This is a genomic window from Pseudomonas sp. PGPR N4 (genome assembly GCF_059693665.1).
This window is the reverse complement of record NZ_JCAUKV010000008.1, coordinates 79,507-103,181: the sequence shown is the minus strand read 5'-3', so window position 1 is coordinate 103,181 and position 23,675 is coordinate 79,507. Positions and strand designations below refer to the sequence as shown.

The following is a 23,675-nucleotide window of genomic DNA, read 5'->3' as shown; positions in this document are numbered from 1 at the left end:
GGCCCTTTCTCGACACAAGGCCGCTCCTACAGGAAAGCAGCGATCTGCTGTTGTAGGAGCGGCCTTGTGTCGCGAAAGGGCTGCAAAGCAGCCCCGAAATACGTACTACCTGCTACTGCGCCCAAGGCAGAATCGGAATCGCGGTCACCGCGTTCTGCGGGCTGCCTTCGATCATGCGATCGCTGTAGACCAGGTACACCAGGGTGTTGCGCTTCTTGTCGAGAAAACGCACCACCTGCATGGTCTTGAACACCAGCGAGGTGCGCTCCTTGAACACCTCGTCACCGTCCTTGAGTTCACCCTTGAAGTTGATCGGCCCAACCTGACGGCATGCGATCGACGCTTCTGCACGATCCTCGGCCAGGCCCAGGCCGCCCTTGACGCCACCAGTCTTGGCCCGCGACAGGTAGCAGGTCACACCCTCAACCTTGGGGTCATCGAAGGCTTCGACGACGATCCGGTCATTCGGCCCGACAAACTTGAACACGGTCGAGACCTGGCCGATTTCTTCAGCGCCCGCGACCATCGGCATCATCAACACCGCCACGGCAAACAGCTTTTTCAGCACAGTCATCCCCTTACACCAGAACCAGGTTGTCGCGGTGCACCAGCTCGGGCTCCGCGCTGTAGCCAAGCAACGCTTCGATTGCATCGGACGGTTGGCCGATGATCTTCTGCGCTTCCAATGCACTGTAATTGGCCAGCCCGCGGGCCACTTCATGGCCGTCCGGGCCGACGCAGATCACCATCTCGCCGCGACGGAAGCTGCCCTGAACAGTCTTGACCCCAACCGGCAGCAGGCTCTTGTTGGCCTGGCGCAGTGCCTGCACGGCACCCTCGTCGAGCACCAGCGTGCCGCGGGTCTGCAGGTGGCCTGCCAGCCACTGCTTGCGTGCCGCGAGCATGCCGCGCTCTGGCGACAGCAGCGTGCCCAGGCGCTCACCGGCCTTGAGCCGATCCAGCACGCGCTCGATGCGCCCGCCAATGATGATGGTGTGCGCACCGGAACGCGCCGCCAGGCGCGCCGCACGCAGTTTGGTCTGCATGCCGCCGCGGCCCAGCGCACCGCCGGTGCTGCCGGCCACGGCGTCGAGCGCCGGGTCATCGGCGCGCGCTTCGAAGATCAGCTGGGCGTCGGGGTTGTGCCGTGGGTCGGCATCGAACATGCCATCGCGGTCGGTGAGGATCACCAGCAGGTCCGCCTCGACCAAGTTGGCCACCAGCGCTGCAAGGGTGTCGTTGTCGCCGAAACGGATCTCGTCGGTGACCACCGTGTCGTTCTCGTTGATCACCGGCACCACACCCAGATCGACCAGAGTGCGCAGGGTGCTGCGGGCATTCAGGTAACGCTTGCGGTCAGACAGATCGTCGTGGGTCAGGAGGATCTGCGCGGTGTGCTTGCCGTGCTCACCAAAGCTCGACTCCCACGCCTGCACCAGGCGCATCTGGCCCAGCGAGGCGGCGGCCTGCAGCTCGTTCATGGCACTCGGTCGCTTGTTCCAGCCAAGCTGGCTCATGCCCGCTGCTACGGCCCCGGAAGAGACCAGCACCAACTCCACCCCTGCTTCACGCAGGGCCACCATCTGCTCGACCCAAACGCCCATGGCACCGCGGTCCAGACCCTTGCCATCGGCGGTCAGCAGGGCGCTGCCGATCTTCACGACCCAGCGCTTCGCGCCCGTCACCTTGCTTCGCATCTTCATCCAACCCATGTCGATTCGTAGATACTAAAACGCCGCTCCTGAGAGCGGCGTTTAGTGTACTGCAAGCGGTCAGTCGCGCACGTAAATGATTTCCGGGCCGTCTTCGTCGTCCTCGAAATCATCATCCCAGACATCGTCTTCGCCAACGCTGTGCACGCTCTTGACGCCAGTGCGGCGCAAGGTACGGGCATCGTCCAGGGCCTGCAACTGAGCACGCGCTTCGTCTTCGATGCGCTGATCGAGGCTGGCCAGCTGCGCGGCGTAGGCCGGGTCGGCGGCCAGGCGGTCGGCGCGGTCTTCGAGATAGCGCATGATGTCGCGGCTGAGGGCTTCGGTACCCTGCTTGGAGATTGCCGAGATCACATAGACCGGGCCCTTCCACTGCAGGCGCTCGACCACTTCCTTGACCCGCTCGTCACGCTCGTCGTCCATCAGCATGTCCGACTTGTTCAGCACCAGCCAGCGCTCACGCTCGGCCAGCGACGGGCTGAAGCGGGTCAGCTCGTTGACGATGACTTCGGCAGCGTCGGCCGAGTTGGTCTCGTCCAGCGGCGCCAGGTCAACCAGATGCAGCAGGATGCGAGTACGCGCCAGGTGCTTGAGGAAGCGGATACCCAGGCCGGCACCTTCCGAGGCGCCTTCGATCAGGCCGGGGATGTCGGCGATGACGAAGCTCTTCCAGCGGTCGACGCTGACCACGCCCAGGTTTGGCACCAGAGTGGTGAACGGGTAGTCGGCGACTTTCGGCTTGGCGGCCGATACCGAACGGATGAAGGTACTTTTGCCAGCGTTGGGCAGGCCGAGCAGGCCGACGTCAGCGAGGACTTTCATTTCCAGTTTCAGGTCACGCTGATCACCCGGCTTGCCTGGGGTGGTCTGGCGTGGCGCACGGTTGGTGCTGGACTTGAAACGGGTGTTGCCCAGGCCGTGCCAGCCGCCTTGGGCGACCATCAGCTTTTGCCCGGCCTTGACCAGGTCGCCGATCACTTCCTGGGTCGAGGCATCAATCACGGTGGTGCCAACCGGCACCCGCAGGATCATGTCTTCGCCCTTCTTGCCGGTGCAGTCGGTGCTGCCGCCGTTGGCGCCGCGCTGGGCGTCGAAGTGACGGGTGTAGCGATAGTCGACCAGGGTGTTGAGGTTTTCGTCGGCAATCATGTACACCGAGCCACCGTCGCCGCCATCACCACCGTTGGGGCCACCGTTCTCGATGAACTTCTCGCGGCGGAAGCTCATGCAACCGTTACCGCCATCACCGGCTTTGACCCGGATCGATACTTCGTCAACAAACTTCATAGAAACCGCCTCTCGTCAGCAGACGAGTTGAAATGACTCAAAAACATGAGGCTCTTGCAAAAATGAGCGCGGCGACCCCGAGACGCAGAGACCGACGCCGGCAGCCGAGACAAACAGCTTTGCAAGAGGCTCACCACAAACGAAAAAGCCCCGTCGCGTGACGGGGCTTCTCCAGCGACAGCGCGATTAGCCCGCGACGACGCTCACGTAACGGCGGTTGAATTCGCCTTTCTTCTCGAACTTGATCACGCCTTCGATCTTGGCGAACAAGGTGTGATCCTTGCCCATGCCAACGCCGTAGCCGGCGTGGAACTGGGTGCCACGCTGACGGACGATGATGTTGCCGGCCTTGATGACCTGGCCGCCATACATCTTCACGCCAAGGCGTTTCGATTCTGAGTCGCGACCGTTACGAGTACTACCACCAGCCTTCTTGTGAGCCATGGTTCAATTCTCCAAATAAATTCAGGGGATCTAGGAAATTAAGCCTGGATGCCGGTGATTTTGATCTCGGTGAACCACTGGCGGTGGCCCATACGCTTCATGTGGTGCTTACGACGACGGAACTTGATGATGCGAACCTTGTCGTGACGGCCTTGCGAGATGACCTCGGCAACCACGGTAGCGCCAGCAACAACTGGAGCACCGATGGTGACTGCGTCGCCATTGGCAACCAGCAGGACGCGATCGAAGGTCACGGATTCGCCAGTGGCGATTTCCAGTTTCTCGATCTTCAGGTATTCACCTTCAGCGACTTTGTACTGCTTGCCGCCGGTAACAATTACTGCGTAAGACATGGTATTTCTCCGATAATCCTGCTCACCCAGCTCTTTATATATTGAGTATTGGCTGGCATGGCTGCACAAGGCTGGAACGGCCCGGCGCAATTGCGTAAGGCAGGTGCTGCCCAGGAAAGTTAGGGTGCGCGATTGTACGCAACCCAGGATGGCCTTGCAAGTCCCGCCCCGGCGCGGCTGGCAGCGTGCCTTGACACACCGCAACCCTCGACCTAGCATGCCGCGCAACCCCAATGGAGCAGCCGATGCAACCCCAAACCTTCTACCGCGCGGTAGCTGATGATTTCAGCGCCGTCGACGAGATCATCAAGAAGCAGCTGACCTCGCGCGTGCCGCTGGTATCGAAGATCGGCGACTATATCACGTCGGCCGGCGGCAAACGCCTGCGGCCCTTGCTGGTACTGCTCTGCGGCAAGGCGCTGGGTCGCGAAAGCGACGACCTGCGCCTGCTGGCAGCGACCATCGAGTTCCTCCACACCGCCACCCTGCTGCACGACGATGTGGTCGACATGTCCGGCATGCGCCGTGGCCGCTCCACCGCCAACGCGCTGTGGGGCAACGCGCCGAGCGTGCTGGTGGGCGACTTCCTTTATTCGCGCTCGTTCGAAATGATGGTCGAACTGGGTTCGATGTCGGTGATGCAGATCCTCGCCAAGGCCACTCGCGTGATCGCCGAAGGCGAAGTGCTGCAGCTGTCGCGGGTGCGTGATGCGAGCACCAGCGAAGAGGTGTACATGGAAGTCATCCGCGGCAAGACCGCGATGCTCTTCGAAGCCTCGACCCACAGCGCCGCTGCGCTGGCCGGTGCCAGCGACGAGCAACGTGAAGCGCTGCGCACCTTTGGTGATCACCTTGGCGTGGCCTTCCAGCTGGTCGACGACCTGCTCGACTATCAGGGCGACTCGGAGACACTTGGCAAGAACGTCGGCGACGATCTGGCCGAAGGCAAGCCGACCCTGCCGCTGATCTACACCATGCGCGAAGGCTCGCCCGAGCAGGCCGCACTGGTGCGCAAGGCGATCCAGAAGGGTGGCCTGGAAGATCTCGAGCAGATTCGCGCTGCCGTGCACGACTCAGGCGCCCTCGCCTACACCGCGCAGATGGCCCGCGACTACGTCGCCCGCGCCATCGCCTGCCTGGAAGTACTGCCAGCCAGCGAATACCGCGATGCACTGGTCGAACTCAGCGAGTTTGCGGTAGCCCGTACTCACTAAGCTGCAAGTCGCGCTTTGTAGGAGCGGCCTTGTGTCGCGAAAGGGTCGCGCAGCGGCCCCAAAGATATGTATCACACCACAGAATCGCCGGGCCCGCTTTGCGGGCCTTTCGCGACGCAAGGCCGCTCCTACACGGACCGCGCACAACCTTGGATGACGAGAACTGATCTCATCGCCCCGCTCACGGGCAAAACCTTATACAATGTAGGCTTTTCCAGCCCTGCCAAAGGACCCGTAGTGAGCACTCTGCCTGCCTGCCCCAAATGCAATTCCGAATATACCTACGAAGACGGCACCCAGCTGATCTGCCCTGAATGCGCCCACGAGTGGTCGGCCAGCGGCGATGCCGAAGCAGCCAGCGATGACGTGGTGAAGAAGGATTCGGTCGGTAACGTCCTGCAGGACGGCGATACCATCACCGTGATCAAGGACCTCAAGGTCAAGGGCACCTCGCTGGTGGTCAAGGTCGGCACCAAGGTCAAGAACATCCGCCTGTGCGACGGCGACCATGACATCGACTGCAAGATCGACGGCATCGGCCCGATGAAGCTCAAGTCCGAGTTCGTGCGCAAGGTCTGACTTGCTCTGGTCTGGGGCTGCCCTCGGTGGCCCCGACAGATCCTGCAACAGGATCGACCGACCATTGGCGAAAAAAACCAATAGTTACTTGCTATTTTGATAATAAGAATTATTCTCATTGGAAACAGCTATCCAAGGAGAGTAGCCATGACTTATCTGATCGACGCCTGGCTGGACCGCCCCCATCCCTACCTGAGAATCCTCCACCGCGAGACCGGTGAAGTGTGCGCGGTACTTGAACAGGACGCCCTCAACGAGCTACGCGACCAGGGTGACCTGGACCTGCATGGGCTTAATTCAAGCGAGCCGGTGGTGCTCAAGGAGCTGGTACGCAATTTGTTTCTGTTCTGCTATGCACGGGCATTGCGCCCTGGCGGGACGGACTGGAACTGAAGGTCAAGCGAAAGGGCCGCACCAGGCGGCCCAGACAGTCTTACAGAACGTCGAGCAGCTCGACGTCGAACACCAGAACGCTGTGCGGCGGGATGCTGCCAACGCCTTGAGCGCCGTAAGCCAGCTCGCTCGGCACATACAGGCGCCATTTGCTGCCGGCATTCATCAGCTGCAGAGCTTCGGTCCAGCCGGCGATCACGCCACCAACCGGGAATTCAGCAGGCTGACCACGATCGTAGGAACTGTCGAATACAGTGCCGTCGATCAGGGTGCCGTGGTAGTGGGTGCGTACAGTGTCGTCGCGGCTTGGCTTGGCGCCAACACCGGCGGTCAGCACTTCGAACTGCAGGCCCGAAGCCAGGGTGGTGATGCCTTCGCGCTTGGCGTTTTCAGCCAGGAACTCGACGCCCACAGCAGCAGCGACTTCAGCCTTGGCAGCGGCTTCGGCTTGCATGATGTCGCGGATGGTCTTGAACGCAGCCGACAGGTCGGCCTCGTTGACGCGGCTTTCAACGCCATTGAAGGCGTCGGTCAGGCCGGCGACGATGGCTTCCAGGCTGACGCCTGGTGGCGGGTTGTCACGCAGCTGACCGCCGAGCTGACGGCCAATGCCGTAGCTGACGCGGGTTTCGTCGGTGGACAGAATGAGTTCGGACATTGACTTGCTCCGCAGCAGGGCGCAGTGCAGCCGCGCCCTTGATCAAAAGGGCGAGCAGCCTAGCACACTGCAGCGCAGCAGATCAGCTACCGGGCCACTGCGCACCGCAGATACACAACCGCCCGGCCGTTGGGCAACGGTCGGGCGGCATGAGCAATGCGCCAGAGCAGTGCTTAGTGCTTGGTCAGCTTGTCCAGATAACCCATGACAAATGCGGAAATGACAAAGGTCATGTGGATGATCACGTACCACATCAGCTTGTCGGTGGAGATGTTCTGCGCATCCATGAACACCCGCAGCAGATGAATTGAAGAAATTGCCACGATCGACGCGGCGACTTTCATCTTCAGCGAGGTCGAGTCCATCTTGCCCAGCCAGCTGAGCTTTTCCTTGCTGTCGTCGATGTCCAGCTGCGAGACGAAGTTCTCGTAGCCAGAGATCATCACCATCACCAGCAGGCCGCCAACCAGCGACATGTCGATCAGCGACAGGATGACCAGGATCAGGTCGGCCTCACTGAGAGCGAACACATTGGGCAGCACATGCAGGACTTCTTGGAAGAACTTCAGCGCCAGCGCCAGCAGGCCAAGCGACAGGCCGAAGTAGATCGGGGCAAGCAACCAACGCGATGCGTACATCGCGTTCTCGAGAAAACGTTCCATGGAGGATAAAACTCGTCAGGTGAGCGGAAAGCGATCGCGAGTATAGCCACCCACCTGTTACAGCAAAAGCCTGCGGTCGGTTGCCGCAGGGTACAAATCGCTCAAGCAGGCGGGTCAGGTTTCAGGATGAAACTGATAGTCGCCCAGATTGCGGCAGCGTTCACCGTTGATCTTGCGCAGTTGCCCTTGCAGGTGCACACACCAGATCTGCGGGTCTTCAGCGACGTGGTAACCATGCAAGGTCAGGCTGTCGACAATCGCGTTGAGCACCGACTCGGCCACCAGCGGTCCATGAAACGGCCCCTGGGCCTTGATCGCCGAGGGCTGCTCACCGGCCATGCCGGCCGCAAACAGCAGCGTCCACATGCCGTTGTCGCCAGACAGCGGACGAATGCTGCATTCAATACGAGTCACCAGGCCAAGGCACTGGCGGGTGAGGCTGAGGTTGCGCATGGCGGCGTCCCCTCCGAGGTAACCATTTCAGCCAATCAGTGCAGGCTGTTTCCATCCTGAACGCTGTTGCTCTCCCTAAGTTCCAGCATAGAAGATCAACGGAAAAAGATGGAAAACCGGCGCCGAACGGTAGCACATTGCCGCCAGCGCCGTTTTTTTGACTTACGCCGGTTTAGCTTGAGCGATCATCTCCTCCATACGCTCCTTCTCAGCGTCCTTGATGTCTTCCTCGCTGATCATTTCGGCAATCTCGCTGAGCCGCTCGACCACTCGGGCATTGACACTGCCCTCGGGGAATTCACCGTTCTCATCCGGCGTACCGGCATCGGTGCCGACCAGCAGGCTCAACGCTTCATCCGCCTGGCTGACCGCGTAGACGTTGAACTGACCCGCCTCCACTGCCTGCAACACACGCTCATCGAGCATCAACGTGGCGACATTGGCGCGCGGGATGATCACCCCTTGCTCGCCGGTCAGGCCGCGCGCTTCGCACAGGCGGAAGAAGCCCTCGATCTTCTCGTTGACCCCGCCAACCGCCTGCACCTCGCCAAACTGGTTGATCGAGCCGGTGATGGCGAAACACTGCTTGAGCGGCGTGCGCGACAGCGCCGAGATCAGCGTACAGGCCTCGCCCAGCGACGCACTGTCGCCATCGACATAGCCGTAGGACTGCTCAAGGGCGATGCTCGCCGAGATCGCCAGAGGGAATTCCTGGGCGTACCGGCTGCCCAGATACCCGGTTAGGATCATCACCCCCTTGGAGTGAATCGGCTGGCCCAGATTGACCTCACGCTCGATGTCGACGATACCGCTCCCCCCCGGATACACCGTGGCCGAGATCCGCGCCGGCATACCGAACGCCGAATCACCCACCTCGAGCACGGTCAGGCCGTTGCACTTGCCGATCGCCGCACCTTCTGTGTCGATCAGGATGATCCCGGCCAGCATGTCGTCGAGCACCCGCTGCGAGACGCGCCCGGTACGAGTCGCCTTGGCTTTCAGGGCTCGTTCGATGTGCCCGGCATCAGTCATTTCGCCGTTGGCCAACTGGCGGATGAAGTCCGCCTCACTGACCAACTGGAACAGGTCGCCGATGCGTGCCGACAGGCGTGACTGGTTTTCTGCCAGGCGAGCGCTGTAGGTGGCCAGACGCGCAACCGCGTCGCTGGTCAATGGCGCCATGCCCTCTTCGTTGGTGCGGGTACGCAGCAACTGGGCGAACTGCTCAAGGTTCTCGTCGACCATGGGCATGTCTTCGTCGAAGTCGACCAGCACCCGGAACATCTCCTGGAAGTCCGAGTCATGGTCTTGCAGCGCGTAGTACAGCTGACGCGAGCCAATGATCACCAACTTGACGTTGAGCGGGATCATCTGCGGCGCGAGGCTGACCGTGGCTACGCGGCCCAGCTCACCCAGCGGCGACTCCATCTTCAGCTTGCGCGACTGCAACGCACGCTTGAGGCCGTCCCAGACGTACGGCTCGCCGAGCATCTTCTCTGCTTCAAGGATCAGGAAGCCGCCATTGGCCCGGTGCAAGGCACCTGGACGCAGCTGGCGGTAGGAGGTGTACAGCGCGCCCTGGTCGGTGCTGTATTCAATGCGACCGAACAGATTGTCGTAGGTCGGGTGCGGCTCGAACACTACCGGCGCGCCACCGCTGTTGGGGTGACCGACCATCAGGCTTGGCGCGTAATACTCCTCGAGCATCTTGCGCGCGACCGGGTCGGCCTTGGCGTCATCGACCAGTTCTTCAACCACGGTGCGCAGCAGGTTCAACTGCACCGATTGCAGATAGGCGCAGACTGCTGCGTTTTCAGCGTATTTTTCCGACAGCGGTGCCAACAGCGGCTGCAGTGCCAGGGTGATGGTTTCTTCGTTGAGCTGGCGCAGTTGGTTGTTCGACTCACGCTTCCATTGCGGCAGGCTGGCAAGCTCTTCGTTGAGACGCTCTTCAAGCTGCGAAATGTCGTCGTGGAAGCGCTCGCGCACTTCGTCCGGCAACTGGGCAAACTCCGCTTCGTCCAGCGCCTTGCCGTCGCTCATCGGCGTGAAGGCAACGTTGCTGGCGTCGCGGTACAGGGCCACGTCCTTTTCCAGCGAGGCGCGTTCGATAACGTCCAGGGCACGGTCGTAGCGCTGGTTGAAGGCGCGGTCGATGGCGCTTTTTTTCTGCTGGTAGGACGGGTGCTCGAACACTGCCGGGAAGGTCGCCAGCAGGTTGTCGATCAAACCGTTCATGTCACTGATGAACTCGCCGGCAGTGCCCGACGGCAGTTCCAGCGCACGCGGCTCGCGCATGTCCTCGAAGTTGTTGACGTAGACCCAGTCAGCCGGCGTCTTCTGGCGCTTGCCCTCGGCGCGCAGGTAGCGTTTGACGAAAGAGAAGCGACCGGTACCCGGCTCGCCCATGACAAACACGTTGTAACCAGGGCGCGGCATGGCCACACCGAATTGCAGGGCCTCGACAGCACGTTCCTGGCCCAGAACGCCGCGAAACGGTTCCAGATCGTCAGTATTGGTGAAAGCAAACTGCTCGGGAGAAAAACGCCGGGTCAGGGCTTCAGGCGCAAGACGCAGGCGCGCAGCGACAGGATCGGGCATTGGGTTTCCTTACTTCGGCGGGGCGATGAAAGCATTCTGGCGCTGCCTGACCGCACGTTGCAAGGCTCACCGGGACTTTATGTCGCAGCCAACCTCTGGCAATTACTCATGCAATTTTTTGTAATAAGCCACGCAACCTTTGGATCGTGCCTAAACTCCAACATTGCGCGGGGTAGCATTATGCTGTTCCGAGCTGGCAAGGAATTGCCAGAACCCCTGACCATTGGTAAGTCTACTAAGAAAGAGAACGAAGCTATGAAACGGATTCTTCTGGGTACTCTGTTCACCGCAATCTCGATCAACGCCATGGCAGAAGCGCCTGGTGGCCCGAACTGCGGCTGGGGCAACATGCTGTTCGAAGGCCAGCGCGGGACTCCTGCTCACTTCCTGGCTTCCACCACCAACGGTACTTCCGGCAACGCCACCTTCGGCATGACCTCGGGCACCAACGGTTGCTCGACCAAGGCCTCGCTGACCTACGGCGGCAAGTCCTGGTTCGCCATGAACGGCATGATGAACGAGCTTTCCGAAGATATGGCGCAAGGCCAGGGCGAAGCTCTGACCACCTACGCCGTGGTTCTCGGCGTTGCACCTGAAGATCGCGCGCACTTCGCCGCGGTTACCCACCAGCACTTCGGCGAGATCTTCAACAGCGCCGACGCCACTGCTGAAACCGTGCACAACAACACCCTCGCGGTGCTCAAAAGCGACCCGCAACTGGCCAAGTACGCTACCGAGGCTTGAGTCCGGCCCTTCCCGCCCCTCACCGGGGCGGGACTGGCATCATCATCGGCATCCTTCAAGAAGTAGTTGCCCGACATGCTCAAACGCCTTGCCCTTCTGGCTCTGCTTGGCAGCGCCCAGCTCAACGCTGCACCCCACGTCGACCCTGCGCGCCTGCAACAGCTGGCGGCCACGCCCTACTGGATTGCCCTCGGCCACTACGAGACCGGCAAACTGGGCGGTTGGCGCAGTTATGTCGACGATGCCAAATTCTTCCTCGCCGAAGACGGCGGGCACCATCCCGACCGCGAACTGGCGGCCACTGTACAAGCGTTGTACGCCCCGGCCAGCCTCGGCGACAAGCACGCCCAATGCGTCTACCCCGCGCGCACCCGCTGGCTGCGCGAGCAACTCGATCTGCAAGACCTGCCGCAGCCCGACTGCGCCGAATTCCGCCAGTGGTATCAGTCGGTAGACCCGCACAGCGCAGTACTGATATTCCCCGCGGCTTACCTGAACAGCCCGTCGTCGATGTTCGGCCATACCCTGCTGCGTATCGACCAGGCCAAGACCCGCGACGACGACACCACCCTGCTCAGCTACGCGATCAACTTCGGGGCCTACATCGAAGGCAGCGACAACAGCATTCTCTATGCCTGGAAAGGCCTGGCAGGCGGCTACCCCGGGTTATTCGCCCTGATGCCGTACCAGGAGAAGTTGTCCGAGTATCGCAGCCTGGAAAACCGCGACCTGTGGGAGTACCAGCTGGACCTGACGCCGACCGAGACCGGGCGCATGGTCGAACACGTGTGGGAACTCAAACAGGTCCAGTTCGACTATTTCTTCTTTGACGAAAACTGCTCGTATCGCCTGCTCGAACTGCTGCAGGTCGCCCGCCCCGGGCTGGACCTGACCTCGCAGTTCCCGCTGACCGCGATCCCTACCGACACGGTCAAGGCAGTCAAGCAATCCGGGCTGGTTTCCAGTGTCCGCTACCGGCCCTCGCGTGAACGTGAACTGCTGGCCCGCGCAGATTCGCTCGATCATCAGGAAAAACAGCAAGTGCTGGCCATTAGCGCCGACACCGCGCAGCTGCAGAGCGCCGAATTCAACGCCCTGCCCAAGCCTCGTCAGGCCCTGGTGCAAGACGCCGCCTACCGTCTGGAGCGCTATCGCGCCAACGGCCAGGAACGCGACCCGGCTCAGGCCAAGCGCAGTTTCGAGCTGCTGCAGGCAATCAACCGCAATCCACCTGAGCCACTCGAAGTAGAACGCCCGGGCCTGCCTGAAAACGGCCACCAGTCGCGCACCTGGCAGGTTGGCGTTGGCACCCGTGAAGACCGCGCCTTTGCCGAGTACGGCCTGCGCATGGCTTACCACGACCTCAACGACAACGCCTACGGCTTCCCACTCGGCGCGCAGATCGAGATTCTCCAACTCAAGCTGCGCCAGTACGAAGGCAACGACTGGCAGGTACAGCAACTCGACCTCGCCACCATCCGCTCCCTGACGCCGCGCAACGAGCTGCTCAAACCGCTGTCGTGGCAGGTTGCCGGTGGCCTTGAGCGGGTACCGGGCAAGCATGACGATGAGGTGCTGGTCAGCCACGTCAACGGCGGCGCCGGCGGCACCTGGCAGTTGGCCGACGGCTTGCTCGGCTTTGCCTTGGGCACGGTACGGGTCGAACACCACAACGACTTTGCCGAGTTCATCAGCCCGGCTGCAGGCTTCAATGGTGGCCTGCTCTGGCGCAATGGGCTGGGCAACATGACCGTCGAAGCCAAGGGCGATTACTTCACCAATGGCGAAGTGCGCCGCAGCCTCAGCCTCAATCAGCAGTGGGAAATCAGCCAGGACCTGGGCCTGCGCCTGAGCGCCAAGCGTGAATACAGCCACCTGGCCACAGCGCAAAACGAGGTGATGCTCGAGTTGAAGTGGTACCACTACTGATGCAGCCGGCCCCGGTCTGAGCGCACAGGGTTGCGTTCAGGCCGGGTTTGGCCGTACAGCAATCCAACATTGTTTTGACATCAGCGCGACAATCCGGCGCCTAGACTCTCTCTATTACGTGGAGGTCTGGCACATGTCGCGGTACTGGCTTGGAATCGGAATAGCATTGTTGCTCACGGGCTGCCAGTCAGCTCACGAGCAGATGATCGAGCACGGCTATCCGCCCGCCTACGCCGATGGTTACGGCGACGGCTGCAGCAGCGGCCGCCAGGCGGCGGGCTTGATGGTCGGGGACTTTCGCAAGAACGTGCCGCGTTATCTCGCCGAGCGCCAGTATGAAACCGGATGGGACGATGGCTTTCGGCAGTGCCAGAGCATGCAGGCCAATCAGGATTTGCGTGACTACCGCGAACACTACTGGAACGAGCGTGACCGCGACTGGCAGCATGAAAAGGATCGCGACACCGCGCGGGCCTACCGTCATAACTAGGCCCCGAACTGGCTTGCACTGAAACGACCAGCCTGTGGCAGAGGTCTCATGCCTGAGGAGGGCCGAGCATGAGCCGAGCATTTGTCAACGAAGACCACGCCGCCGCCCAGGCCGAACAGCCGGTTCAGCGGCGGGTCAGCGAGCAACCCAACTACGTCACCGCTGCTGGCCTGCGCTTGCTGCAGCAGCGCGTGGCCGCGCTGAACGCCCAGCGAGAGCAACTGCTGGCAGAGGGCGAGCGGGCCGACAAGCAGCAGGTGGCAAATACCCAAAGCGAACTGCGTTACTTCGCCGCGCGCGTGCAGAGCGCACAGGTGGTGCCACCGGCGACCTCCGAGCAGAAGGTGCAGATTGGCAGCGGCGTGATGTTTATCGATGAGGATGAGCAACAACACAGCGTGCAGTTGGTCGGCGAGGATCAAGCAGACGCCAGGCAAGGCCTGATCAACTGGGGTTCGCCATTGGGGCGCGCATTACTAGGCGCGGCGCCGGGGGATGAAGTCCTGTGGCGGCGCCCGGCCGGAGACCAGATGATCGTTATTACCGCTATAACGCCGGACGCTGTGTAGGAGCGGCCTTGCCGGGGCGCCGGACCGGTCGGAAAGGCCCGCACAGCGGGCCCAGCAATTCAGCGGCGTTGTATAGATCCCGGGGCCGCTACGCGACCCTTTCCGACCGGTCCGGCGCCCCGGCAAGGCCGCTCCTACACAAGCGTATGTCAGACCACGCCTTGCGCCAGCATCGCGTCAGCGACTTTGACGAAGCCGGCAATGTTGGCGCCTTTGACGTAGTTGACCTTACCGTCGGCTTCTTCGCCGTAATGCACGCAAGCATGGTGGATCGACTGCATGATGTTGTGCAACTTGCTGTCCACCTCACCCGCGGTCCACAGCAGGCGCATGGCGTTCTGCGACATTTCCAGGCCGCTGACGGCAACGCCGCCGGCGTTCGAAGCCTTACCTGGGGCATACAGAATGCCCGCGTCGATGAAGATATCCACAGCCTCGAGCGTGGTCGGCATGTTGGCGCCTTCTGCCACACAGATACAGCCGTTGCGCAGCAGAGTCTGCGCGTCTTCGGCGCCCAGCTCATTCTGAGTAGCACATGGCAGGGCGATGTCGCAGGCCAGGGTCCATGGCGTCTGCCCCTTGCGGAACTCCAGGCCGAACTGGCTGGCCAGCTCGCTGATACGCCCGCGCTTGACGTTTTTCAGCTCCATCAATGCATCCCACTGGGCATCGTTCAGGCCGGCTTCGCAGTACAGCGTGCCCTCCGAGTCGGACAGCGAGATGACCTTGCCGCCCAGGTCCATGACCTTGCGCGCTGCATACTGAGCCACGTTGCCGGAGCCGGAGATGGCCACCCGGCGACCGTCGATACGCAGGCCCTGACGCTTGAGCATTTCTTCAGCGAAGTACACGCAGCCGTAGCCGGTCGCTTCCGGGCGGATCAGGCTGCCGCCGTAGGTCATGCCTTTGCCGGTCAGCACCGAGGTGAACTGGTTGGCCAGGCGCTTGTACTGGCCGAACATGAAGCCGATCTCGCGTGCACCAACGCCGATATCACCGGCCGGCACGTCGCAATCAGCACCAATGTGGCGGTACAGCTCGCTCATGAAGGCCTGGCAGAAGCGCATCACTTCAGCGTCGCTCTTGCCCTTTGGATCGAAGTCCGAGCCGCCCTTGCCGCCGCCCATGGGCAGCGAGGTCAGCGAGTTCTTGAAGGTCTGCTCGAAGGCGAGGAACTTGAGCACGCTGAGGTTGACCGAGCGATGGAAGCGCAAGCCGCCTTTGTAGGGGCCGATGGCGCTGTTCATCTGGATACGGTAGCCGCGGTTGACCTGGACCTTGCCCTGATCATCGACCCAGGAGACACGGAACAGAATCGCGCGCTCAGGCTCGACGATACGCTCGAGAATGCCGGCTTGCAGGTAGTGAGGGTTGGCCTCGAGGAAGGGCCAAAGCGTACGCAGGACCTCCTCCACTGCCTGGTGGAATTCGGGTTGGCCTGGGTCACGCTGCTGCAGGCGCGCGAGGAAATCGTCGACGGATTCGATCATGCTAGACATCTCACCAAGAGAGGGTTGGACTTATATTTTTTCCCGACTCTATCAAGAACCGCTCGCACTGCAACAGGGCGAAATGTCGTTTTTTTGAAATAAATTGGTGCGTTTTATATAAATGTATACAAAGGACCACGCGGAATGCTTGTGAAAGCAGCCTGACCTTAGCTTAAGCAGGCACAAAAAAGGGGCCCCGCAGGGCCCCAATCTTGTGCAGCGGATGAAGCTGTTACTGCGCCAGCTTCTTGTGGCGAACACGGTGCGGCTGGGCCGCTGCATCACCGAGGCGTTTCTTGCGATCAGCTTCGTACTCGGTGTAGTTACCTTCGAAGAACAGCACGTTGGAGTCGTCTTCGTAGGCGAGGATGTGCGTGGCGACACGGTCCAGGAACCACCGATCGTGAGAGATCACGATGGCTGCGCCTGGGAAGTCGAGCAGCGCTTCCTCCAGCGAACGCAGGGTTTCGACGTCGAGGTCGTTGGACGGTTCGTCGAGCAGCAGGACGTTGCCGCCTTCTTTCAAGGTCAGCGCCAGGTGCAGACGGCCACGCTCACCACCGGACAGGTCCTTGACGAACTTCTGCTGATCCCCGCCCTTGAAGTTGAAGCGGCCAACATAGGTACGCGCCGGGATCTCATAGTTGCCGATGCGGATCTGGTCGGAGCCGTCGGAAATCTGCTGGAATACCGACTTGCTGCCGTCGAGGTCCTCGCGGCTCTGGTCAACACAGGCCAGTTGCACGGTTTCGCCGATCTCGATGGTGCCCGAGTCCGGTTGCTCTTTACCCATCAGCATGCGGAACAGGGTCGACTTACCGGCACCGTTACCGCCGATCACGCCAACGATGGCGCCTTTAGGCATGGCGAATGAGAGGTTCTCGATCAGCACGCGATCGCCATAGCTCTTGCTGACGTTCTTGAACTCGATGACCTTGTCGCCCAGACGTGGACCGGCCGGGATATAGATCTCGTTGGTCTCGCTGCGCTTCTGGAATTCCTGCGACTGCATTTCTTCGAAGCGTGCCAGACGGGCCTTGGACTTGGACTGGCGGGCCTTGGCGCCTTTGCGCACCCACTCCAGTTCTTCCTTCATGGCTTTTTCGTGAGCGCTCTGCTGCTTGGACTCTTGCGCCAGACGGTCCGACTTGGCTTCCAGCCAGCCCGAATAGTTGCCTTCGTACGGGATACCGGCGCCGCGGTCGAGCTCGAGGATCCAGCCGGCAACGTTGTCGAGGAAGTACCGGTCGTGGGTAATCGCGACCACGGTGCCCGGGAAGTCGTGCAGGAAGCGCTCGAGCCAGGCCACCGAATCAGCATCCAGGTGGTTGGTTGGTTCGTCGAGCAGGAGCATGTCGGGGGCCGACAGCAGCAGGCGGCACAGAGCGACGCGGCGTTTTTCACCACCGGAGAGGTGCTCGACCTTGGCATCCCATGCCGGCAGACGCAGGGCATCGGCAGCGACTTCGAGCTGACGCTCGAGGTTGTGGCCGTCGGCGGCCTGCAGGATCGACTCGAGCTTGGCCTGTTCGGCAGCCAGCTTGTCGAAGTCGGCATCCGGTTCGGCGTAGGCAGCGTAGACCTCGTCCAGGCGCGCCTGGGCGTCCTTGATCACGCTGACCGCTTCCTCGACCACTTCACGCACGGTCTTGGTTGGGTCCAGCTGCGGCTCCTGAGGCAGGTAGCCGACGTTCAGTTCAGGCATCGGACGGGCTTCACCGTCGAACTCTTTGTCGACGCCAGCCATGATCTTCAGCAAAGTCGATTTGCCCGAACCGTTGAGGCCGAGCACGCCGATCTTGGCGCCGGGGAAGAACGACAGCGAAATGTTCTTCAGGATTTCGCGCTTCGGCGGCACGACCTTGCTCAGCCGATGCATGGTGTAGACGTATTGAGCCAAAACCAAGCCCTCTATAGATAGGTGAAGACATCCGAACTACCCGGCTGATGCCAGGGGGATGTGCTTACAGGGTGTCAGTGAACAAAGGCGACCATTCTACGCCAACTGCGGGCGTTGGCCAGATGTCAGGGCTTGAGGTGCAGGGGCTGCTTTGCAGCCCCAATCACACAGCTGTCAAGCCAGCAGCCTCAACCACGCCGCTGCTTGGCCTGCTTGCCGCGCGGCGGGCGATTGCCGGCCTGCTTGACCAGCTGCGCCGCCCAGGCGGCCTTGGCATTGAAGCTGGCCGCAGGCGCTGGCTGGCTCGACACTGGCTGCTTGAGCACAGACGCCAGCGCAGGATTGACCTGCGGCGTGGCTACCGAAGGAGCCGCTGCAGGCAACACCACTGAGGCGACCGCAAAACCAGGCTCACTGGCAGCCTTGGCAGCCTTCGCCGACTTGCGCAGCTCAGCCAGCGACGGACTCTTGCGCACCACTGCCGCGTTGGCATCAGGTTTGACCAGCGAGCGCTGGCAGGATTTACACGAAACGGCATCGGCCACACCGGTGCTGACCAGGGTCTGGCTGCTGCGCCCGCAGGCGGAATCGAGGCCGTTGAGGGAATAGTGGGTAACCAAAACCGTACATCTCCAGAAGCGTAAACAGTCAAGCGGCGGGCATTCTCGCACAGCCAGCAAGAGGTTGCCGAACCGGACCCGATCAACGCATCGGCGACAGGCTGAATGCGGAGCTGGCACTTCGCCACAATTGCAGGCATGCTAGCCGCCTTCATGTGTCCACAACTATAAGTGCGCGCCACTCCAGGCTCAGGCACGACCCATGCATGTTGCGCCCCTGCCGTCGCCGCCCAATTGCAGGACCATCGCTTGACCAATCTCAACCAACCGCCCGTTTTGCGCCCTGCTCCCACTTCGAGCAGTGTATCCCTGCGCGGCTCGCTCAAGGGCGCGCTGGCCATGCTTGCGCTGGTTTTGCTGGGTTTGCTGCTGTGGCAGCTGTTCGCGCAGTTCCGCCATACCCAGGCTGAAATGCGCGAACACACGGTTGTCGCCAGCGCCAAATTGGCCGACAACCTCAACCTGAATCTGGCGCTCAAGGCTCAGCAAGCGCTGAACCTAGTCCAGCCCTACGTCAAAGCGCCGACGCCTGAAGCATTGCCGTCGCTGCTGCAAACCCTGCAGACGCGCCTGCCTAGCCTGCGCCATGTGGCCTGGTTGAACCAGAATGGCCAGGTCGTGGCCGACAGCCTGGTCGGCAGCCCTGACCGCCAGTTGATTGACGAGTTGCTGCAATTGAATCGCGGCCGCAGCCATTTCTTTGCCAATGCTGCGGACAACGGCACGATCTATCTGCTGCTGCGGCAAACGCCGGAACAAGGCGTCGGGTATTGGCTGCTGCGTCTGAGCCCTGACTATTACCCGGCGCTGACCGAGCATCTGGACGGCCCTGACCACCCGCTCTGGCTGCTGGAAAGCAGCCGCGACGGTGCGGTGCTCGAGCGCCATGAGCCCGCCGCTTCCAGCGGTGAACCGCTACAAAGCGTGATGCTCGCCTTCCTCGATAACAGTACCTGGCAACTGCGCGGCCTGTATGACGAAGGCTTGACTCGCCAGCAACTGCTGCTGCCAATGCTGGGCAAGTGCCTGTTGGTGGTGATCTGTGCGTTGCTGCCGTTGCTGGCACTGATCAACATGCGCCGGCGCCAGCGCGCGCTGCAGGAAGACCGCCGCCGCTATCACGAGATTTTCGAAGGCACCGGGGTTGCCCTGTGCGTGCTCGACCTGTCGAGCCTGCCCGGTCAGCTCGACCGCTATCACCTGCGCAACCTGGCTGCACTGAGGCAGAGCCTGGCGCTGGAACCAAACCTGCGCCGCTCGTTGCTGCAGGAGCTGAAAATCACCGAGATCAACCAGGTGGCGCGCCAGTTGCTCAGTGTCGAATGCCACGAAGGCGCCTGGCAGCGCCTGATCGAGGCGTCCGGGCATGGCCGCGAGAGCGTCGGCATGCAGTTGATCGACGCCCTGATCGAACAGCGCGGCGTGCTTGAACTGGAAGTCTGCCTGCCGGCGCCACTGGGAGGCGACCTGCACCTGTGGCTGATGGTGCGCCTGCCACAGCAACGCCGCGATTATCAGGCGGTGATCCTCAGCATCAGCGATATCACCAGCCGCAAGCAGGTCGAGTTGTCGCTGCTGGAGCGCGAAAGCTTCTGGTCGGACGTGGTCCGTACCGTGCCCGATCAGCTCTACGTGCAGGACGTTGCCAGCCAGCGGATGATCTTCAGCAACCGGCATCTGGGCCAGACCCTGGGCTACGACCGCGCCGAGCTGGCGCAGATGGGCGAGCGCTTCTGGGAGCTGTTGCTGCACCCCGAAGACGCCGCGCACTATCGCAGCCAGCTGCAGTTGCAACGCGACAGCGGCCACCGCGAGGCGCTGCACTGCCAGTTGCGCTTCCGCCACCATGACGGCGGCTGGCGTTGCTATGACATCCGCGAACAGGTGCTGACCCGCGACAACGATGGCCAGGTCACGCGCATCGTCGGCGTCGGCAAGGACGTCACCGTACAGATCGAGGCCAGCGCGTCGCTGCGTGACAGCGAGCAACGCTACCGCATGCTCGCCGAGAGCATCAGCGACGTGATCTTCTCCACCGACAGCCGCTTGCTGCTCAATTACGTCAGCCCGTCGGTGCGCGCGGTGCTCGGCTATGAGGCAGAGTGGATATTCGCCAATGGCTGGCAGTCGGTGGTCGCCAACCCGGCCCAGTTGAGCGGTGTCTACAGTTTGATGGAGCAGGTCAGCAAAGCGATCGATGACCGCGCGCAACTGGCCCTGCTGCGCACCGAGCTGCCGACCCAGCTGTTCCTGTTCGACTGCCTGCGCGCCGATGGCCGCAAGATCCCGATTGAGCTGCGCCTGGTGCTGGTGTGGGATGAGCACGAGCGCTTCGAGGGCATCCTTGGGGTCGGCCGCGACATCAGCCAGCAACGCCGTGCAGAAAAAGACCTGCGCATGGCGGCAACGGTATTCGAGCACTCGACCTCGGCGATTCTGATCACCGACCCGGCCGGCTACATCGTTCAGGCCAACGACGCCTTCAGCCGGGTCAGTGGTTATGCGGTCAGCGAAGTGCTCGACCAACTGCCACGCCTGCTCACCGTCGAGGACCAGCAGGAATCGCACCTGCGTTACGTGCTCAAGCAACTCAACCAGCGCGGCAGCTGGGAGGGCGAAGTCTGGCTCAAACGCCGTGACGGCGAGCATTACCCGGCCTGGGTCGGCATCACCGCGGTGCTCGACGACGAGGGCGACCTGGCCAGCTACGTGTGTTTCTTCACCGATATCAGTGAGCGCAAGGCCAGCGAACAGCGCATTCACCGCCTGGCCTATTACGACGCCCTGACCCACCTGCCCAACCGCACCCTGTTCCAGGACCGCCTGTACACGGCGCTGCAGCAGGCCGAGCGGCAGAAGTCGTGGGTGGTGCTGATGTTCCTCGACCTGGACCGCTTCAAGCCGATCAACGACTCGCTCGGCCACGCCGCCGGCGACCGCATGCTCAAGGACATGGCCCAGCGCCTGCTCGAGTGCGTCGATGACGACGACACCGTAGCGCGCATGGGCGGCGACGAATTCACCCTGCTGCTGCAGCCGCGCGCCAGCCGCGAGCAGGCCCTGAACCGCGCCATTCATGTTGCCGAGAGCATTCTTGGCAGCCTGGTGCGGCCGTTCGTACTGGAGAACCGCGAGTTCTTCGTCACCGCCAGTATCGGCATCGCCCTGAGCCCGCAGGATGGCAGCGAACTCAGCCAGCTGATGAAAAACGCCGACACCGCCATGTACCACGCCAAAGAGCGCGGCAAGAACAACTTCCAGTTCTACCAGACCGAGATGAACGCCAGTGCCCTCGAGCGCCTGGAACTGGAAAGCGATTTGCGCCATGCCCTCGAACAGAACGAATTCATCCTCTATTACCAGCCGCAATTCAGTGGCGACGGCAAACGCCTGACCGGCGCCGAAGCGCTGCTGCGCTGGCGCCACCCACGCCGCGGGCTGGTGCCGCCGGGCGATTTCATCCCGGTGCTGGAAGAGGTCGGGCTGGTGGTGGATGTCGGTGACTGGGTGTTGCGCGAGTCGTGCCGCCAGCTCAAGGCCTGGCATCAGGCCAAGGTGCGCGTACCGAAAGTGTCGGTGAACATCTCGGCGCGGCAGTTCTCCGACGGCCAGTTGGGCACGCGCATCGCGACCATTCTTGAAGAAACCGAGCTACCGCCGGCGTGCCTGGAGCTGGAGCTGACCGAAAGCATCCTGATGCGCGAAGTGCATGAGGCCATGCAGATTCTCGACAGCCTGAAAAACCTTGGCCTGAGCATCGCCGTGGATGACTTCGGCACTGGCTACTCATCGCTCAACTACCTGAAGCAGTTCCCCATCGATGTGCTCAAGATCGACCGCACCTTCGTCGACGGCCTGCCCTCCGGCGAGCAAGATGCGCAGATCGCCCGGGCGATCATCGCCATGGCCCACAGCCTCAACCTGGCGGTGATCGCCGAGGGTGTCGAAACCCACGAGCAGCTGGAGTTTCTGCGCGAGCACGACTGCGACGAAGTGCAGGGCTACCTGTTCGGCCGGCCAATGCCGCCGCAGCAGTTCGAAGCGCAGTTCAGCAACGAGACGCTGTTCATGTTCCAGTGAGCCGAGCGGTATGTCCGCCCGGTCATTTTACGACGTGAATGGCATTGGTCTGCGACATGACGCCAGTTCATATGCCACGCCTCGGCCAATCGGTTAGAATGCACACCCAATTCAGCCCCGATCCTTGAGGACCGCCATGTTCAGCCGTGATTTGACCATTGCCAAGTACGACGCCGATCTCTTTGCCGCCATGGAGCAAGAAGCTCAGCGTCAGGAAGAGCATATCGAGCTGATCGCTTCGGAAAACTACACCAGCCCCGCGGTGATGGAAGCCCAAGGTTCGGTACTGACCAACAAGTACGCCGAAGGCTACCCAGGCAAGCGCTACTACGGCGGCTGTGAATACGTCGACGTGGTCGAGCAACTGGCTATCGATCGCGCCAAAGAGCTGTTCGGCGCCGATTACGCCAACGTCCAGCCGCATGCCGGTTCCCAGGCCAACGCTGCGGTCTACCTGGCCCTGCTGTCGGCCGGTGACACCATCCTGGGCATGAGCCTGGCCCACGGCGGTCACCTGACCCACGGCGCCAGCGTCAGCTCGTCGGGCAAGCTGTACAACGCCGTGCAGTACGGCATCGACGGCAATGGCCTGATCGATTACGACGAAGTCGAGCGCCTGGCTGTTGAACACAAGCCGAAAATGATCGTAGCCGGCTTCTCGGCCTACTCGCAGGTTCTCGACTTCCCGCGCTTCCGCGCCATCGCCGACAAGGTCGGTGCCTACCTGTTCGTCGACATGGCCCACGTTGCTGGCCTGGTTGCCGCTGGCGTGTACCCGAACCCGGTGCCGTTCGCAGACGTGGTCACCACCACCACCCACAAGACCCTGCGCGGTCCACGTGGCGGCCTGATCCTGGCCCGTGCCAACGCCGACATCGAGAAGAAACTCAACTCGGCAGTGTTCCCAGGCGCCCAGGGCGGCCCGCTCGAGCACGTCATCGCCGCCAAGGCGATCTGCTTCAAGGAAGCGCTGCAGCCTGAGTTCAAGGCTTACCAGCAGCAAGTGGTGAAAAACGCCCAGGCCATGGCCGAGGTGTTCATCGAGCGCGGCTTCGACGTGGTGTCCGGCGGTACTCAAAACCACCTGTTCCTGCTCTCGCTGATCAAGCAGGACATCTCCGGTAAAGATGCTGACGCTGCCCTGGGCAACGCTTTCATCACCGTCAACAAGAACTCGGTACCGAACGACCCACGTTCGCCGTTCGTCACCTCGGGCCTGCGCTTCGGCACCCCGGCCGTGACCACCCGCGGCTTCAAGGAAACCGAATGCCGCGAGCTGGCTGGCTGGATCTGCGACATCCTCGCCGACCTGAACAACCAGGCCGTGATCGACGCGGTACGTGAGAAGGTCAAGGCCATCTGCAAAAAGCTGCCGGTTTACGGCAACTGATCCACGCGTGATCCAGCCTGTCGCTTTTTATTGTTGAAAACCAGGCTGCATGAAAAACCGATGTCAGTTCGCTGACATCGGTTTTTTGTTTTTCAGCCCGGCGGCTC

At 61.8% G+C, this 23,675-nt stretch carries 21 protein-coding genes; 9 read left to right on the top strand and 12 right to left on the bottom strand.

Annotated features, from left to right (window positions below):
* Window positions 1-112 precede the first annotated feature (112 nt).
* From AC58X1_RS23760 to rplU, 5 genes are all read right to left on the bottom strand, one after another.
* Window positions 113-574: a CreA family protein gene (locus AC58X1_RS23760; RefSeq protein WP_497429562.1), complete on the bottom strand. Its 462-nt coding sequence runs from the start codon at window positions 572-574 to the stop codon at window positions 113-115.
* A gap of 4 nt (window positions 575-578) precedes the next feature.
* Window positions 579-1,697: a glutamate 5-kinase gene (proB, locus tag AC58X1_RS23755; RefSeq protein WP_101322938.1), complete on the bottom strand. Its 1,119-nt coding sequence runs from the start codon at window positions 1,695-1,697 to the stop codon at window positions 579-581.
* A 75-nt stretch (window positions 1,698-1,772) separates the two neighbouring features.
* Window positions 1,773-2,999 carry an Obg family GTPase CgtA gene (cgtA, locus tag AC58X1_RS23750; RefSeq protein ID WP_101316404.1) on the bottom strand — a complete coding sequence of 409 codons (1,227 nt, stop codon included), beginning with the start codon at window positions 2,997-2,999 and terminating at the stop codon, window positions 1,773-1,775.
* Between the two features lie 186 nt (window positions 3,000-3,185).
* Window positions 3,186-3,443 (bottom strand): 50S ribosomal protein L27, encoded by a 258-nt coding sequence (rpmA, locus tag AC58X1_RS23745; protein ID WP_101316402.1) that lies wholly within the window; start codon window positions 3,441-3,443, stop codon window positions 3,186-3,188.
* 38 nt (window positions 3,444-3,481) lie between these two features.
* Window positions 3,482-3,796, bottom strand: a complete 315-nt coding sequence (gene rplU, locus AC58X1_RS23740; protein WP_101316400.1) for a 50S ribosomal protein L21 — start codon at window positions 3,794-3,796, stop codon at window positions 3,482-3,484.
* Between the two features lie 245 nt (window positions 3,797-4,041).
* On the opposite strand from rplU, the gene AC58X1_RS23735 reads away from it, so the two are divergent.
* From AC58X1_RS23735 to AC58X1_RS23725, 3 genes are all read left to right on the top strand, one after another.
* On the top strand, window positions 4,042-5,010 hold the full coding sequence (locus AC58X1_RS23735; RefSeq protein WP_101316398.1) for a polyprenyl synthetase family protein: 969 nt from the start codon (window positions 4,042-4,044) through the stop codon (window positions 5,008-5,010).
* Between the two features lie 237 nt (window positions 5,011-5,247).
* Entirely contained in the window at window positions 5,248-5,589 is a 342-nt protein-coding gene (locus AC58X1_RS23730; RefSeq protein ID WP_101316396.1) for a zinc ribbon domain-containing protein YjdM, read from the top strand.
* A gap of 147 nt (window positions 5,590-5,736) precedes the next feature.
* Complete coding sequence (locus tag AC58X1_RS23725; RefSeq protein WP_101316394.1) at window positions 5,737-5,982, top strand: PA4570 family protein; 246 nt, start codon at window positions 5,737-5,739, stop codon at window positions 5,980-5,982.
* Between the two features lie 40 nt (window positions 5,983-6,022).
* On the opposite strand, the gene bamJ is transcribed toward AC58X1_RS23725, so the two are convergent.
* From bamJ to AC58X1_RS23705, 4 genes are all read right to left on the bottom strand, one after another.
* On the bottom strand, window positions 6,023-6,640 hold the full coding sequence (bamJ, locus tag AC58X1_RS23720; protein WP_101316392.1) for a BamJ family beta-barrel-assembly machinery protein: 618 nt from the start codon (window positions 6,638-6,640) through the stop codon (window positions 6,023-6,025).
* Between the two features lie 173 nt (window positions 6,641-6,813).
* Complete coding sequence (locus tag AC58X1_RS23715; protein ID WP_101316390.1) at window positions 6,814-7,302, bottom strand: TIGR00645 family protein; 489 nt, start codon at window positions 7,300-7,302, stop codon at window positions 6,814-6,816.
* A 114-nt stretch (window positions 7,303-7,416) separates the two neighbouring features.
* Complete coding sequence (locus AC58X1_RS23710; protein ID WP_101316388.1) at window positions 7,417-7,755, bottom strand: PA4575 family protein; 339 nt, start codon at window positions 7,753-7,755, stop codon at window positions 7,417-7,419.
* A 162-nt stretch (window positions 7,756-7,917) separates the two neighbouring features.
* A complete protein-coding gene (locus AC58X1_RS23705; RefSeq protein WP_103436004.1) occupies window positions 7,918-10,356 on the bottom strand; it encodes a Lon protease family protein in 2,439 nt (812 codons plus the stop codon).
* 255 nt (window positions 10,357-10,611) lie between these two features.
* Here AC58X1_RS23705 and AC58X1_RS23700 point away from each other — a divergent pair, with 255 nt between their 5' ends.
* The 4 genes from AC58X1_RS23700 (at window position 10,612) to AC58X1_RS23685 (ending at window position 14,088) form a co-directional block, all read left to right on the top strand.
* Entirely contained in the window at window positions 10,612-11,100 is a 489-nt protein-coding gene (locus AC58X1_RS23700; protein WP_101316383.1) for a DUF3015 domain-containing protein, read from the top strand.
* 75 nt (window positions 11,101-11,175) lie between these two features.
* Window positions 11,176-13,029: an Lnb N-terminal periplasmic domain-containing protein gene (locus AC58X1_RS23695; protein ID WP_181089105.1), complete on the top strand. Its 1,854-nt coding sequence runs from the start codon at window positions 11,176-11,178 to the stop codon at window positions 13,027-13,029.
* A 133-nt stretch (window positions 13,030-13,162) separates the two neighbouring features.
* Window positions 13,163-13,519, top strand: coding sequence for a hypothetical protein (locus AC58X1_RS23690; protein ID WP_150570016.1), 357 nt, complete (start codon window positions 13,163-13,165; stop codon window positions 13,517-13,519).
* Window positions 13,520-13,587: 68 nt separating this feature from the next.
* Window positions 13,588-14,088, top strand: a complete 501-nt coding sequence (locus AC58X1_RS23685; RefSeq protein ID WP_497429561.1) for a GreA/GreB family elongation factor — start codon at window positions 13,588-13,590, stop codon at window positions 14,086-14,088.
* A gap of 149 nt (window positions 14,089-14,237) precedes the next feature.
* Here AC58X1_RS23685 and gdhA read toward each other — a convergent pair whose 3' ends face one another.
* From gdhA to AC58X1_RS23670, 3 genes are all read right to left on the bottom strand, one after another.
* On the bottom strand, window positions 14,238-15,578 hold the full coding sequence (gdhA, locus tag AC58X1_RS23680; RefSeq protein WP_101316375.1) for an NADP-specific glutamate dehydrogenase: 1,341 nt from the start codon (window positions 15,576-15,578) through the stop codon (window positions 14,238-14,240).
* Between the two features lie 232 nt (window positions 15,579-15,810).
* Window positions 15,811-17,478 carry an energy-dependent translational throttle protein EttA gene (gene ettA / locus AC58X1_RS23675; RefSeq protein WP_103435998.1) on the bottom strand — a complete coding sequence of 556 codons (1,668 nt, stop codon included), beginning with the start codon at window positions 17,476-17,478 and terminating at the stop codon, window positions 15,811-15,813.
* A gap of 188 nt (window positions 17,479-17,666) precedes the next feature.
* The gene (locus AC58X1_RS23670) at window positions 17,667-18,098 is read right to left on the bottom strand and encodes a hypothetical protein (RefSeq protein ID WP_150570014.1); all 432 of its coding nucleotides are present in this window, start codon (window positions 18,096-18,098) and stop codon (window positions 17,667-17,669) included.
* Between the two features lie 249 nt (window positions 18,099-18,347).
* On the opposite strand from AC58X1_RS23670, the gene AC58X1_RS23665 reads away from it, so the two are divergent.
* Both AC58X1_RS23665 and glyA read left to right on the top strand, forming a co-directional pair.
* Complete coding sequence (locus tag AC58X1_RS23665) at window positions 18,348-22,178, top strand: sensor domain-containing protein (RefSeq protein WP_497429560.1); 3,831 nt, start codon at window positions 18,348-18,350, stop codon at window positions 22,176-22,178.
* A 136-nt stretch (window positions 22,179-22,314) separates the two neighbouring features.
* Complete coding sequence (gene glyA / locus AC58X1_RS23660; RefSeq protein WP_101316367.1) at window positions 22,315-23,568, top strand: serine hydroxymethyltransferase; 1,254 nt, start codon at window positions 22,315-22,317, stop codon at window positions 23,566-23,568.
* The last annotated feature ends 107 nt before the right edge of the window (window positions 23,569-23,675 follow it).